Here is a 13,731-nt window from a genome sequence, read left to right on the forward strand (position 1 = left end):
TTGACGGAGGGGCTTAATTGGTACTCTTGGAATGATTAATTATCGCCTGCCACACATTCTGCTGGCCATCACCATAACTTTCAATTTTCGGGTTCTTGATGTAGCTCCAAGCTACCTTACCATCACCTGAATACATCGGTCCCCAACCATGGCAGGAAGTTGAACTGAGCCCTCAAGAATATTCAAATCCGAATCGATCTCCAAAACATAATATGCTTTTGGGACTAATAACCGCAGAGAGTTAGGGCTATTAATTCGATCAAATTTCAGATTATCCGAAATACATTGAAATTTAGCATAACCAAGTAAATAACGACCATTTCTTAAGCCAATCAACTGAGGATCACTAATTTGGCAATTATTATCCTCAACCAACCATTTAAAGCCCTCACCATCAATGCTGCCACTACCATTAACCTTGGCAATTCCCATACGAGTTAATCCAGTCCGTTACCGGAATAAAGAGCCTGGCGCTCTATAATGGGACAATCATCATTATCACATTCACTCTTATGGGCTATATAAGAGTGAAAACAATTAACCTCCCAATTTGAACTACATCCCTCATCAAAAGCATTTACATCATTAAGATCAGCACCAACCTCATCACGAAGGTAGCGCTCCATATCTGAATATTCTATGTATTTAGGAGAAACAATAATTGATAGGTTGGTCTCCGCATCTAGAGGTACCACCGTGTGGCCTCCTCCATTGGATAACATCGCTGAAGTAGAAGGTACAAAATGATTAAAATAGCCTTCGAATGAATCACTCCATTTTTATCGCAATTGTACCCAGCTGACCACATGACCATTGCCCCAGCCCCAGTTATCTGAACCACTCATTTTCAAAGACCAATCATTTTCAAAGACCAATCATTTCTATTAATGATTGTTAAGCCCGCAGAATAGTGAGAGCCAGGACCAATAAATTTTTTAAAAAATGAATTCCCATGTTTTTTCTTCACCCCGTAAGTCGCTACAAATATAGTTATTATTTGGTTTGAAATACATGTAAGCCAACGCGACCTTATTAGCTATGCAATCGACTTTCCGTGATACACTCACCACAAAAACCGTGACATAGATCAAGCCGCAAAAGACAAAAGGTCTTGATAAAGCAACATGAGAGCAAAAATACAATGCAAAGTATTGAACATTGATGCGAGCAGTCACCAAAAGATAACTTATTAAAAAATCATAGATACAATTCAATAAAAGTGAAGGCAAACAAATAATCAAGGTATTTTTTATTAATGTTCAGTAAGCAATCTATATACTTTGATTGAGATAGAAAGCTGCTAGGTTATACAGCTTTTAACAAAAATAATCATTCTTCAAGCTATTAGGGCCTGGCAACAATATACACCCATGAAATAAATCGATATTCCACCACATAAGTAGTACACCTGTAAAAACCTAACAAGGATATAGTGAAATGAAACTACCACTACTAATTATCAGCTTGCTCTTATCTAGTGCTTGCCTGGCAGCTCCAGAAATTAGAGGTACACCCCAGGACCTACGTGGACTCCTCCACCCGGCGGAGAGTATTGTTACCATCCGTGGCAGCGCGGAAGAAACCGCCTACTCCGATAAGGCCATTGTCAGTTTGATTGTCACAACGGAAGAGGAGCTACTATCAAATGCAATTGACGCCAATCACAGGCTCCGTTCCAAATTGCATCAGAGCCTGACAGAGGCCGGGATCAAGGGAGCAAATATTAAAAGCTCAAAATTTTCCTCCTCACCCCAATATGGCTGGATGGGAAAGAAGCCCAAAAGCTATAAGGTTGTTAACCGCGTAACTATTTCAATCAACGAGGAAAGCCAACTCCACAGTATTGCGCAGCTCACAGATCAAAATAGAGAAGTTGAAATAGCAAACACCACATTTGAGCATTCAGAAAAGCATTTTTTTAACAAAAAAGTTAAATCCAAGGCTCTGCAAGATATTCTGGAACAGAAAGCAGATTATGAAAAGGCGCTTGGTGTCCAGCTGACACCGATAGGCATTCGCGGTGATAACATACACTACCGAGCCACTGAAGGCGCCATGGCTATAGAAGAGGTTGTTGTTACCGCTTCCCGTGACTCCAGCAGTAACTTTGAGAGCAATTTTTTTGATTCTGGCCAGGATAAATCATTTGATGAGGTTATTTATGAGGCGGAGCTCTCTGTAGACTTTCGTGTTCGTCCTCAGCCATAGTTAAACCAGTTCTAGTGTTATTACAATTCTGATGATCTGAGCCCACTCTTTAAACTGCTTAAGCAGTGGGCTCCATCTACCAGGCTTAACCAACTACCCAACAGATAAGGATAATATCTGGCTGATCTCATTTAAGCTGCGGTTCGACTGCGCCTGCCAAGTTTCAATAGCTGCTTGTAGTGCGGCCCAGTCTTTTTTTGAAGAGGGAGATTTATCTACTACCCCCTCTCTCACCAGAGCACGAATAGTGTCGCTGGCAAAGACCAATGTATCCACCCCCATACGACGCAAAAAAACCTGGGCGGTTTTGCCTCCCAGTCGGTCTCCACCTTTGCGTAAACTCTGGAGATTCTCTACATAGTTTTTCGTATTCCAGCTAGCAAAATACTCCCCCAGACTCCCATTCTCATTGGATAAATGCCAGAAGAAGTCTGCATTCCGGGAGATTGAGCGGGTTTTGGTCCAATGCTTTATCATGCCCTCCTGGCGCATTAAGTCATCCAGCGCTTCCTCAGAGAGATATCGGCAAAAGGACAAATCAAAGCCATAAAAAATATGCTCTATCCCCGGCCATTTTTTCTCCACGACTTTCCAACTAAACCCCGCCTGAAATACAGCCCGAGAAGCCGCAGACAACCATTGGCTGTTGGGTATTGCTGAGATTTCTTTAGCGGGTTTAGGCTTTGTGAGTCTGGCCGTAAGGCCTTTCTTTCCGCCGAAACGGTCAATGACGGGGGCTTCAATATCGAGAAAATTTCGCATTTATGCTTAATATCCTTTAATAGCTAAAGCATGTCGTACGAGTGATGAAGTTAGCGGTGAGCACATTTGACAGGACCACAGTGTGTCCAGGCTAGGAGTCAGCCTATCATAGCCTCTTCTCCCATCTTCTTTAGAAGGCCGTTAATCAGTAAGGGAGCTCTTACAATTGGCTTGATCACCGCAGGGATGTAAAGTTGCCTCCATGCATCAGCGCATAACAATCTACGAATCAATAATCTCAGGTGAGCTCATCAATCATACGCATCGCATCCTGAGCACCATAGGATTGCCTTCTGGTAGGTTCAGCTTCAGATGACGCTTGGGCCTGGCTTTGTGAATGGCCAGAAGGCTTGGTAACATTCACCACTCGCGCCATCGCTTGGTAGGGGTAGCCCGCATTAAACGCCAAGCCACCAATCGGCTTCCAGCCCTCATTCAGCAGCTGGGTAACTTCCTCTTCCAAACTGGAAAAACCAGACTTCCCGACGGCAATTTTATACTCAGCTTTCTTCACATCTACCTCCTGTACCGCATGTTTTTCTGATTACGCCATTCACACTCTGTAACCGGTACATAACCTTATTAGGCTCAAAGGGGCGGAGTTTAAAACACTTACCACCCACTCTAATACCAGCCCTAGAGAAACCTGTGAACTCAACCCGGTAAAATCAACCAACTCATCCCAACAATAATCAACGATGCGGTCACACTGAGTACCGCCCCCTCGCGAACCATATCCTGTATACGCACTTTACCAGTCCCGTAAGCAATGGCATTCGGGGCCGTGGCAACAGGCAACATGAAGGCACAGCTCGCGCTCATGGCAGCGGGGATCATCAATACCATAGGTTCAAAGCCCGCAGAGGTCGCCGCCACAGCGAGAATGGGCATGAGTAGAGTCGCAGTGGCTGTATTACTGGTGATCTCTGTAAGAAAGGTAACTCCCAAACATAGAATCACCAACATCAGCCATAGTGGCATGGCAGTAAGAAAGGACAATCCATTACCGAGCATGTCGCTCAAGCCAGATGTTGAAAATCCTTTGGCCAGGGCTATACCACCTGCAAACAATAACAACATGCCCCAGGGAATGGTTTCCGCTGTCTGCCAGTCCAGCAAGCGCCCCCCTTTGCCATTGGGTACCAGGAACATTGCCACCACTGCAGCGAGAGCTACGGTACTGTCTCCCGCCGCTCCTATCCCCAGCCAATCGCTCCAGCCACCAAACGGTGCATTGCGGGTTACCCAGAAGAAAATAGCGATGGCGAACACTAGCAGAGTGCGTTTCTCCTCAGCCCGCCACTCACCGACTTGGGGCGGCTCAATTTTATTCTTCAAGTGAACATTGCGGGTAAGCCAGAGGGCCATTATCGGTAAAGTTACTAGGGCAACCGGTACCCCGATCTTCATCCAGCCAAGAAAGCTAAACTCCCGACCGGTGACCTCTTCATATATTCCCATGAAAATGACATTGGGCGGTGTCCCCAGAGGCGTCCCCACGCCTCCAAGGCTTGCTCCATAGGCAATCCCCAGAACCAGGGCAACAGTGAGGCGCTGATTATCAATACGAGAGAGAATTGCCAGGGCAATGGGTAACATCATCAGGGTTGTGGCGGTATTGGAAATCCACATGCTGAGGAAACCAGCGGCCAGCATAAAACCGAGCACCAAGCGCCTACCGCTAGATACCCCAAAGATACGCAACATATATAGAGCCAACCGTTCGTGGGCACCACTCTTTTCAAGGGCTTTCGACAGAATAAAAGCGCCCATCAAAAGCAGAATTACATGGCTACCGAGGGATGCCGCAACAGTCTTATGATCCGTCACCCCAAATAGGGGTAAAAGCACAAATGGCACCAGAGAAGTGGCGGGAATAGGAAGCGCCTCTGTTACCCACCAAGTCACTGTAAGCAGGGTGATCGCTGCCGTCACTGCGGGAAGATACTGCATCCCCAGTAGAGTCAAAAAAATGTAAAACGCTACAGCCAGTAACGGCCCCAAGACGATAAATTGTTGCCGCGCAATCGACATACCAGCTCCCAATTCCCCCCTAGCCAGAAGGGTTAACTTTCTTATTGATTTATTCCCCAGGTGAATTTGGTGAGCAGTGCTACCCCTCTCATCTGGAGCTGCACAAAATACAAGAAATCGAGCGGCTTTCGCAGCCTTGACCTGAAGAAAATACTCAGGGAAGGGGGCATATTTAAATAAGCAGACCTAGTAGTCATGAAGGAAGGGCTCAACCGCCGTCACCAAAAGACAAGCCCAGTGTCATAGCAATGAGAATTTCCGCTTCAATCCAGTAATGAATGACCCTTTCTGCTTAACGCTTAATTTGTACAGATGTACAATGCGCGCCAATCATGACTTTACGATCTTTGCCGCTTGCTAACACCCAAGCGCCTGTCGACTGACTGAATTGAGGTACCCCTTGAATCATATCGCTCTCACCGCCCTAATCGCATTAGTAAGTAGCGGCGTTTACGCAGAGGAGAAACCTTTTTATCTAAAAGCCTCATTGGGTAATATGCAATTTGATAGCGAAGACTCCACTGCGATAAGAGAGGACCTCCACTCAACCGGCTACGCATTGACTGTTGGCTATCAGGTAAATAACTATATTGCCTTCGAAGGCGGTATAGCGAATCTCGGCAATATCCACAGAGACTATGAACAGAGCGCTCACGGCCTCGAGTGGCACAATGAAGATAAAATATTAATAGAAAACTACGATTTCAGAAGTCAGCAGGAATCCAAATACAATTCTTATAGCTTAGGATTAACCCTTTCGACGCAAATTCAACAAAACTTAAATGCCGGAGTTCGCTTTGGTGTACACCAGTGGAATGAAAATAACAGCGGCCAGACTGAAGACTCCGGCAACCTCAGCGTATACAGCCTAGATCGCGAGCTCTTGTATGCAGAGTCCTACGATAGGTCTTATAGCTGGAGTAATGAGAAGGACAGCGGCAGCAACCCATACTACGGTGCTGAAGTTAAGTGGAAGAACGGTGACTGGGGCATCAACCTGGAACACACCATCTACGAGATTAAAAAAGAGAAGGCCAACCTGTCTTCTGTCGGCGTAACGTATAGCTTCTAGGCAATTCACTGCCAGCTCCTATTTGAAGCCCTCAAATTGAGGCCTTGTAAGGCGGGTGCTCACTAACCGCCAGCACAAGGCCCACTAAACCCTCAGTGTGTAAATTAAACACCTCAATCCCAATCTTCCCTGCTCCACCCTGTACATCTCATTTTTATCCGGCAAACTATCGCCCTCCAAAAATAACACTAAAGGGGCAGAAGGGATTCATGAGCACGATACCGAATACCGTGGCAGTACTGGACAAACTGCGCTGGAATGCCCATCTGTGTAAGCACAGCCACTTCCGCGCCTCTATGAAGGGGCGCAATCTGCATGTGCTCTGCGGAGTCCCCATAGTGGTGGTCAACTTATTCCTCGGCTCTCTATTCTTTTCCCTAATCAATGCGGAACTTCCTGACTGGACCAAGTGGAGTGGCGCCGCTTTAGCCTTGCTGGCTGCTTTACTGGGGGGAGTACAGACTTTCTTCAACTTCAAGAAAAACTATGAGGGACACCGCCAGGTGGGTAATGAATACCTAGCCATTGCCAGAGAATGTGAACGGTTAATTGCCCTCTACTTTGATCGCATTCTCGACCTGGAGCACCTCTCCAATAAAATTTCCGAACTCAATACCCGCTACAGTGAAATTAATCAACGAGCCGAAGAATTTATTGTCTCCGACAAGGTTTATCGCCAAGCGATGCAGATACAAAGCCAAAAGGCCAGCAAGGAGCCTTCTTTAGTGGAGCGCATGAGGAATACTTCTTTCGAAGAAGCTAAAATAGGCTCACAGGTAGAGAGTTCCCAAGAACCTCTCAACAGTTAATAGTCATTTTCAGCAGCGGTAACTATGCAGAAAGAGCACAGCGATCATTCACCCAGCAAACACAATTTTCCCCTTTGCTATTTGGCCACTGATATTCGCACACCCAGCAATATCGGTGGACTCTTTCGCATTGCCGATGCCCTGGGCGTAGAGAAAATTTACCTGGCTGGAGATAGTCTGCTACCACCAAACTCCAAGATCCGTAAGGTATCCCGCTCAACTGAGCAGCACATTCCCTATCAACACGAGGAAGATGCCCTAAAAGCCGCCTTAGCACTACGGGAAGAGGGATACCGGATAATCTGTTTAGAGATCACATCCAGAAGCGTTGAACTGGGTCAAGCCCCTGTCGTTGAGGGAGATAAGGTCTGCTTGGTTTTGGGGGCTGAAAAAGATGGAATTGCCTCCGAAATACTGGAAATAGCCGATGCAACGGTGCACATCCCTATGCATGGGGTTAATTCCTCAATGAATGTCACTTCGGCCTGTGCTATCGCAAGTTATGAGCTATTAAGAAAGATGACTTCCTCGCAGTCCGCTTAAAACAACAAACTTCTTTACAGAGTTATAGACACAACGGCAGGATAAATAATTTATCTCCTTCCGTTATTTAAGTTCTGCCCTCAATCCGGTACTTTTAAAGTTATATTTTTCTTGTGTACATAATCCGGATCACCGCCAAGCCGCTTGTTACAATTCAAGTTGTTAATCGACTGGATATCGGAGTTACTCAGATTAAAATCGCTTAGTAAGAAGTTAGTTCCTATATGCTCTAAAGATTCCGATTTAGGTATAACAATACGATGCTGCTGAATATTCCACTTTAAGATGACTTGTGCCGGCGTAGCTGAATGCTTTTCAGCAATTTCAGCGATCACCGGGTCCATTATCGGCTTCTCAGCCAAAGGCACCTCTGCCCAGCCCCCGGTACCCAGTGGGGACCAACAACTAATTGCAATTTTATGAAATTGACAATAGTCAACTAGTGGTTGCTGGGTGAAATATGGATGCAACTCTATTTGGTTAATAACCGGGCGAACTTCGGCAAAAGATGCTATTTGCTCAATATCTGATTTGCGGAAATTTGATACCCCTAAAGCTCGAACTTTTTTCTGTTGGTATAGCCCCTCCATCGCCTCCCAGGTTTCCCTTGTATAAGCGGGAACGGGCCACTGGATTAAATAAAGATCCAGGTACTCCAGTTTCAAACGCTCCAAGCTTCGTGCAAAAGCATCGTGAGTCTTCTTTCCTCCCTGCTCGGTATCCCAGACCTTACTGGTAATAAACAGTTCACTCCTGGGGATACCCGACTCCTTGATAGCTCGGCCCAAGGCGCGTTCATTGCCATATAAAGATGCCGTATCGAAATGCCTATAGCCAATTGCCATGGCCTTTAGGATTACCTCGGTGACAAAACCGTCATCTTGCTGCCAACTACCTATCGCAGCCATCCCCATTCCAATTTGGGGAATCTCCACGCCATTATTTAATTCGATGAAATACATACTCGATCCCTTGCCAAATGCTGCAGTCTCTACCCACAACAAACAGCCACCCTTGTTCTAATAACGTCCGGCGCTGAATATAGGTGATACAAGTTGTTCGCGACGAAGTTTTCAAATAAATAGACATTTAATTAAAAAGAAAAAAAGAAATACACCACTCTCGATTGCATAAACGATCCCAATGTCATTTGTCGAAATATTTCGAGAATAGTGCACTCTTTTTTGCGAGTCGATATAAAAATCCAAGTGCAAAAGCCAGGAAATCTTGACTACCATTGCATCTCTATTCTTTGCTTTATGTTATTTAGGCGGTAGAGACCCCGCGAATTCCACCCCCCGATTTACCCACTCATCGAGGTCCTGCTCCACTGCATCTTCCTCCACATAGACCATACCCTTTAGGGGGCGACCGGTATAATCCATAGGGCGAGTATAACGCTCAGCCAAAGCATCCTGATAATTATCCGGCCCCACCCGCACCATCAACTCTTCACCAACCACACCACAAGCCATATTGCCATTTAACATAAATGCGAGGCCACCAAACATCTGCTTTTCAGAGAGCCCCTGACTTCCCTGTAATAAATTGCGCACTTTTTCTGCTAGTGTTTCGTTGTACGCCATGACAATCTCCTTAGTCACTGTTGCTAGGTAGGAAAAAGAATTTTTGGTACTGCTGGGATCTGCGCCAATAAAAACGCGACAAGCGAAAGATCAGTCGAAGGGAATTTATGAGTAGCGCCCCATGCCGAATTTCTGCATAGAAGCCAATTAAAAAATTGTGAATCGATACAGATAACTGCACCATAGCGAGAAAAGTTATTTCGAATAATCCTTTAAGTGTAGCAGGAAATATCCAAAGCGCCCCAAAAAGTAAATCGTGCCAGATGCAAACACTGACAAAACCATAAAAAATCAATTAATAGTAAAAATACACTCGACACTGAATTCGAAAAATCACTATCGATTTTGAAGGGCGATTTAACAGCTGATACAGGCGGCATATCCTTATGCCACAAAAATCCATTTGCCTGCCTAGAAAATAATTTGCACCCCGACAGAATTGTGGGGTGCAGAAGAGAATCGGCTTAGTCGACAAATACCCGCGCATTGCGGAACAAGCGCATCCAGCCGGAATCTTCTTTCCACTCATCTGGATGCCAGCTGTTGCTGACAGCTCGGGCAACACGCTCGGGGTGCGGCATCATAATAGTCACGCGGCCATCTTCAGAACTTAGGGAGGTAATACCATTGACCGAGCCGTTGGGGTTGGCCGGATAAGTTTGGCTGATTTCCCCTTTGTTATTCAGGTAGCGCATCGCGATAGTGCCAGAAGCTTCACACTTCTCCAGCGCCTGCTGATCGGCAAACTCCACGCGCCCCTCACCGTGAGCAACGGCAACCGGCATGTAAGTACCCGCCATACCTTTAAACAACACGGAAGGTGAGTCTTCAATGCCTACCAATGCGAAGCGCGCTTCATACTGCTCAGAGAGGTTGCGCACAAAGCGCGGCCAGTGATCCGCACCTGGAATCAGCTCTTTGATCACTGAGAACATCTGGCAACCGTTACACACCCCCAAGCCGAAGGTATCGTTGCGATTGAAGAAGCCCTCAAACTGATCGCGGGCACGATCGTTAAACAGGATGGTTTTAGCCCACCCCTCACCGGCACCCAGAACGTCACCGTAAGAGAAGCCGCCACAGCCCACCAAACCTTTGAACTCGTCCAAAGCGACACGGCCAGTCAGGATGTCACTCATATGTACGTCGACAGCGTTAAAGCCCGCGCGGTGGAAGGAGTGCGCCATTTCCACCTGACTGTTCACACCCTGTTCTCGCAGTACCGCAACTTTCGGGCGAACACCTTTAGCGATATAAGGTGCGCTGATATCGTCGTTGATATCGAAAGTAAGATTTACTGTCAGGCCCGGATCTTCCTGGGCGATTGCAGCAAATTCCTGCTCGGCACACTCGGCGTTATCGCGCAGGGATTGGATGCGGAAGCTGGTTTCCGACCAGATCTGCTGCAATTCAGCACGGGAGCGTTTAAAGATTTCAACACCGTTATTGGTGATGCACAGGTGTTCGTTATTGTTCAGGTAACCGATCTTGTGGGTAGGTACACCCACAGCGGCAAAGCGCTGTACCAGCATATCCGCTTCACAAGCGGGAACCTGTAATACTGCACCCAACTCTTCACTGAACAGCGCGGCAATCGGGTCTTCACCCAATTCATAGATTTCCACATCCATACCCACGCGGCCGGCAAAGCCCATTTCCGCCAGGGTTGTGAATAGACCGCCGTCGGCGCGGTCGTGGTAGGCCATGATCAGGTCTTCGTTCAGAGCCTGCTGCACTACTTCGAAGAAACTTTTCAGCTTCTTGGCATCATCCAGGTCTGCAGGCTTGTCGCCCAACTCGTTGTAGACCTGTGCCAGGCAGGAAGCACCCAGACGATTTTTGCCAGCACCCAGATCAACCAACAGCAGCTCACTCTCACCTTTATTGGTGCGCAGCTGCGGGGTCACTGTTTTACGTACATCGGTAACCGGGGTAAAGGCAGAAATTACCAGAGACAGCGGTGCGGTGACTGCCTTCTGCTCGCCCTCTTCCTCCCAGGCAGTGCGCATAGACATAGAGTCCTTGCCCACCGGGATGGTAATACCCAGCTCGGGACACAGCTCCATACCCACCGCTTCTACGGTGCGATAGAGTTTTTCCTCTTCACCCGGGTGGCCCGCAGCGCACATCCAGTTGGCGGAGAGTTTGATATCGGACAGTTGCTTCACTGGGGTACAGGCGATATTGGTAATTGCCTCACCCACAGCCAGGCGGCCTGAGGCCGGCGCATCCAACAGTGCCACCGGGGTGCGCTCACCCATAGACATGGCTTCACCGGCGTAGCTGTCATAGGCAACAGTAGTCACCGCACAATCGGCCACCGGCACCTGCCAGGGACCGACCATCTGATCGCGGGATACCTGGCCGGTTACAGTGCGGTCACCAATGGTAATCAGGAAGCTCTTGCTGGCCACCGTAGGCAGGCGCAGCACGCGCTCAGCCGCTTCGTTCAGGTCGATATCCGCGGTGGAGAAAGCCTTGGATTCAACCTGGCGAGTCTCTGCTTCGCGGTGCATGCGCGGCGGCTTACCGAACAGTACCGACATCGGCAGATCCACAGGCTTGGAATCGAACTTCTTGTCATTCAGCAACAGGTGCTTGTCTTCGATAGCCTCACCAACAACAGCGTAAGGCGTACGCTCACGCTCACAGATTTGCTCGAAACGCTTCAGGTCTTCCGGCATAACCGCCAGTACATAGCGCTCCTGGGATTCGTTACACCAGATTTCCAGCGGGCTCATACCCGGCTCATCACAGGGCACATTGCGCAGTTCGAAATTACCGCCGGTACCGCCATCTTTCACCAACTCGGGGAAAGCATTGGACAAACCACCTGCACCCACATCGTGGATAAAGGCAATCGGGTTGTTCTCACCCAGCTGCCAGCACTGGTCGATCACCTCTTGGCAGCGACGCTCGATTTCCGGGTTTTGGCGTTGTACTGAAGCGAAATCCAGGTCTTCAGAGCTGGAGCCGCTGGCCATACTGGAGGCTGCACCACCACCGAGGCCAATCAACATGGCCGGGCCACCCAGGACTACCAGCTTGGCGCCGGGGGAAAATTCAGGCTTTTCTACATGCTCTTCGCGGATATTGCCGTAACCACCAGCCAACATGATCGGCTTGTGATAGCCGCGACGCTCGCCATCGAAATTCTCTTCAAAGGTACGGAAGTAACCGCAGATATTCGGACGGCCAAATTCGTTATTGAATGCTGCGCCACCGATGGGGCCTTCGATCATAATGTCCAGAGCGGTAACGATACGCTCGGGCTTGCCGTAATTGGACTCCCAGGGCTGTTCCCAACCGGGGATCTGCAAGTTGGAAACGGTAAAGCCGGTCAGGCCCACTTTCGGCTTGGAGCCGCGGCCCACCGCGCCCTCATCGCGAATTTCACCACCGGCACCGGTACCAGCGCCGGGGAAAGGAGCAATTGCGGTGGGGTGATTGTGCGTCTCCACCTTCATCAGCAGATGAATGGCTTCATGACTGAAACCGTATTCCTTGCTTTCCGGGTCTGGGTAGAAACGTCCGGCCACGTTACCCACCACAACTGCGGCATTATCCGCATAGGCAGACAACACGTTGTCGCCGCCTTTTTGGTAGGTATTCTTAATCATGCCAAATAGAGAATGCGGCATTTCTTCGCCGTCGATTGTCCAAGAGGCATTAAAGATTTTATGGCGGCAGTGCTCGGAGTTCGCCTGGGCGAACATCATCAGCTCCACATCGGTGGGGTTGCGATCCAATTCCTGGAAGCTGGTGAGCAGGTAATCAATTTCGTCTTCGGCCAGGGCCAGTCCCAGTGTCACATTGGCAACTTCCAATGCCTCGCGACCACCTTCGAGAATATCCACACCACGCAGCGGGCGGGGCTCTTCTTCAACAAACAGCTGCTCAGCCTGCTCGAGCTCGGTAAAGACCACCTCGACCATACGATCGTGTAGTTGTGAGGCCAGCGCCTGGCGCTCGGCCTCGCTAAGCTCAACCCCACTCAGATAGTAAGCAACACCACGCTCAAGCCGATGAATTTGGGTGAGACCAGCATTGTGGGCAATATCAGTGGCCTTGGAAGACCAGGGAGAAATAGTGCCCGGGCGCGGCACCACTAGGATCAGCTCGCCTTTCGGCTGGTGCTTCTCTTCGCTGGGGCCGTACTGGAGTAGCCGCTCAAGCAGCGCCATCTCCTTGTTATCCAGTGCGTCGCTATCGGCGAAGTGTACGAACTCGGCGTAAAGATCGTCGATGGTCGGTAGCAGCGCGCGCAGTTGGTTGAGTAGTTTTTTATGGCGGAATTTCGACAGTGCGGGAGCACCACGCAGAACTAACATTGCGGGAGATAGCCTCTTGTCTAAATGAGAAAGATTGCGCGAAAGAAGAATCGCACAAGGCCCCGGAAATTTGAGAGGCGCAATTGTACCCGAAGCGCCGCAACTCCAACACACCCGCCCGTCACTTGAGTACACATGAACTAAATAGCAATCAATGTGATCAAAAGGCGAACAAAACCAGTTGTAAATTCACCGATTTTACTAGGGGGTTAAAACTCCCTACAAAAGTCTTAATGGCATTTCAAGCGCCCATGTCACAGTGTCCTAAAGCCAAATTGGGCAGATTGTCGTCAAATAATGTAAAATTGGCAGACTGTGCCAGCATTGGCGAGGAAAGCCCTGGCGGAAATACCCGCAGCAGGCCTTAGGCATAACAGCGATAAAAC

12 protein-coding genes are annotated in these 13,731 nt (G+C 48.5%); 4 read left to right on the forward strand and 8 right to left on the reverse strand.

Annotation, left to right across the window (positions count from 1 at the left end):
- Nucleotides 1-111 precede the first annotated feature (111 nt).
- Nucleotides 112-432 carry a hypothetical protein gene (locus MJO52_RS15630; RefSeq protein WP_252082882.1) on the reverse strand — a complete coding sequence of 107 codons (321 nt, stop codon included), beginning with the start codon at nt 430-432 and terminating at the stop codon, nt 112-114.
- 5 nt (nt 433-437) lie between these two features.
- Nucleotides 438-695 carry a hypothetical protein gene (locus tag MJO52_RS15635; RefSeq protein ID WP_252082884.1) on the reverse strand — a complete coding sequence of 86 codons (258 nt, stop codon included), beginning with the start codon at nt 693-695 and terminating at the stop codon, nt 438-440.
- 742 nt (nt 696-1,437) lie between these two features.
- Between MJO52_RS15635 and MJO52_RS15640 the strand changes: the two genes are divergently transcribed.
- Complete coding sequence (locus MJO52_RS15640) at nt 1,438-2,208, forward strand: SIMPL domain-containing protein (protein WP_252082886.1); 771 nt, start codon at nt 1,438-1,440, stop codon at nt 2,206-2,208.
- A 93-nt stretch (nt 2,209-2,301) separates the two neighbouring features.
- Here MJO52_RS15640 and MJO52_RS15645 read toward each other — a convergent pair whose 3' ends face one another.
- From MJO52_RS15645 to MJO52_RS15655, 3 genes are all read right to left on the reverse strand, one after another.
- Entirely contained in the window at nt 2,302-2,970 is a 669-nt protein-coding gene (locus MJO52_RS15645; RefSeq protein WP_252082888.1) for a DNA-3-methyladenine glycosylase I, read from the reverse strand.
- 238 nt (nt 2,971-3,208) lie between these two features.
- A complete protein-coding gene (locus MJO52_RS15650; RefSeq protein WP_252082889.1) occupies nt 3,209-3,484 on the reverse strand; it encodes a DUF1737 domain-containing protein in 276 nt (91 codons plus the stop codon).
- 140 nt (nt 3,485-3,624) lie between these two features.
- Nucleotides 3,625-5,004 carry an SLC13 family permease gene (locus tag MJO52_RS15655; RefSeq protein ID WP_252082891.1) on the reverse strand — a complete coding sequence of 460 codons (1,380 nt, stop codon included), beginning with the start codon at nt 5,002-5,004 and terminating at the stop codon, nt 3,625-3,627.
- A gap of 400 nt (nt 5,005-5,404) precedes the next feature.
- Here MJO52_RS15655 and MJO52_RS15660 point away from each other — a divergent pair, with 400 nt between their 5' ends.
- The 3 genes from MJO52_RS15660 to MJO52_RS15670 all read left to right on the forward strand — a co-directional run bounded on the left by MJO52_RS15660 (nt 5,405) and on the right by MJO52_RS15670 (nt 7,428).
- Nucleotides 5,405-6,076: an outer membrane beta-barrel protein gene (locus MJO52_RS15660; RefSeq protein ID WP_252082893.1), complete on the forward strand. Its 672-nt coding sequence runs from the start codon at nt 5,405-5,407 to the stop codon at nt 6,074-6,076.
- A gap of 209 nt (nt 6,077-6,285) precedes the next feature.
- Nucleotides 6,286-6,885, forward strand: coding sequence for an SLATT domain-containing protein (locus tag MJO52_RS15665; protein ID WP_252082895.1), 600 nt, complete (start codon nt 6,286-6,288; stop codon nt 6,883-6,885).
- 24 nt (nt 6,886-6,909) lie between these two features.
- Nucleotides 6,910-7,428: a TrmH family RNA methyltransferase gene (locus MJO52_RS15670; protein ID WP_252082896.1), complete on the forward strand. Its 519-nt coding sequence runs from the start codon at nt 6,910-6,912 to the stop codon at nt 7,426-7,428.
- Nucleotides 7,429-7,508: 80 nt separating this feature from the next.
- Here MJO52_RS15670 and MJO52_RS15675 read toward each other — a convergent pair whose 3' ends face one another.
- The 3 genes from MJO52_RS15675 to purL all read right to left on the reverse strand — a co-directional run bounded on the left by MJO52_RS15675 (nt 7,509) and on the right by purL (nt 13,345).
- A complete protein-coding gene (locus MJO52_RS15675; protein WP_252082898.1) occupies nt 7,509-8,390 on the reverse strand; it encodes an aldo/keto reductase in 882 nt (293 codons plus the stop codon).
- Nucleotides 8,391-8,690: 300 nt separating this feature from the next.
- A complete protein-coding gene (locus MJO52_RS15680; protein WP_252082900.1) occupies nt 8,691-9,014 on the reverse strand; it encodes a TfoX/Sxy family protein in 324 nt (107 codons plus the stop codon).
- A 464-nt stretch (nt 9,015-9,478) separates the two neighbouring features.
- Nucleotides 9,479-13,345, reverse strand: a complete 3,867-nt coding sequence (gene purL, locus MJO52_RS15685) for a phosphoribosylformylglycinamidine synthase (protein WP_252082901.1) — start codon at nt 13,343-13,345, stop codon at nt 9,479-9,481.
- Nucleotides 13,346-13,731 lie beyond the last annotated feature (386 nt).

The organism is Microbulbifer variabilis (assembly GCF_023716485.1).
In the GTDB taxonomy this organism is placed as follows: Bacteria; Pseudomonadota; Gammaproteobacteria; order Pseudomonadales; family Cellvibrionaceae; genus Microbulbifer; species Microbulbifer variabilis_B.

Bases quoted from the DNA above. Each gene is read 5' to 3' on its own strand.
- MJO52_RS15630 (WP_252082882.1), bottom strand. From the start codon at position 432: ATGGGAATTGCCAAGGTTAATGGTAGTGGCAGCATTGATGGTGAGGGC.
- MJO52_RS15640 (WP_252082886.1), top strand. From the start codon at position 1,438: ATGAAACTACCACTACTAATTATCAGCTTGCTCTTATCTAGTGCTTGC.
- MJO52_RS15645 (WP_252082888.1), bottom strand. From the start codon at position 2,970: ATGCGAAATTTTCTCGATATTGAAGCCCCCGTCATTGACCGTTTCGGC.
- MJO52_RS15655 (WP_252082891.1), bottom strand. From the start codon at position 5,004: ATGTCGATTGCGCGGCAACAATTTATCGTCTTGGGGCCGTTACTGGCT.
- MJO52_RS15665 (WP_252082895.1), top strand. From the start codon at position 6,286: ATGAGCACGATACCGAATACCGTGGCAGTACTGGACAAACTGCGCTGG.
- MJO52_RS15670 (WP_252082896.1), top strand. From the start codon at position 6,910: ATGCAGAAAGAGCACAGCGATCATTCACCCAGCAAACACAATTTTCCC.
- MJO52_RS15675 (WP_252082898.1), bottom strand. From the start codon at position 8,390: ATGTATTTCATCGAATTAAATAATGGCGTGGAGATTCCCCAAATTGGA.
- MJO52_RS15680 (WP_252082900.1), bottom strand. From the start codon at position 9,014: ATGGCGTACAACGAAACACTAGCAGAAAAAGTGCGCAATTTATTACAG.
- purL (WP_252082901.1), bottom strand. From the start codon at position 13,345: ATGTTAGTTCTGCGTGGTGCTCCCGCACTGTCGAAATTCCGCCATAAA.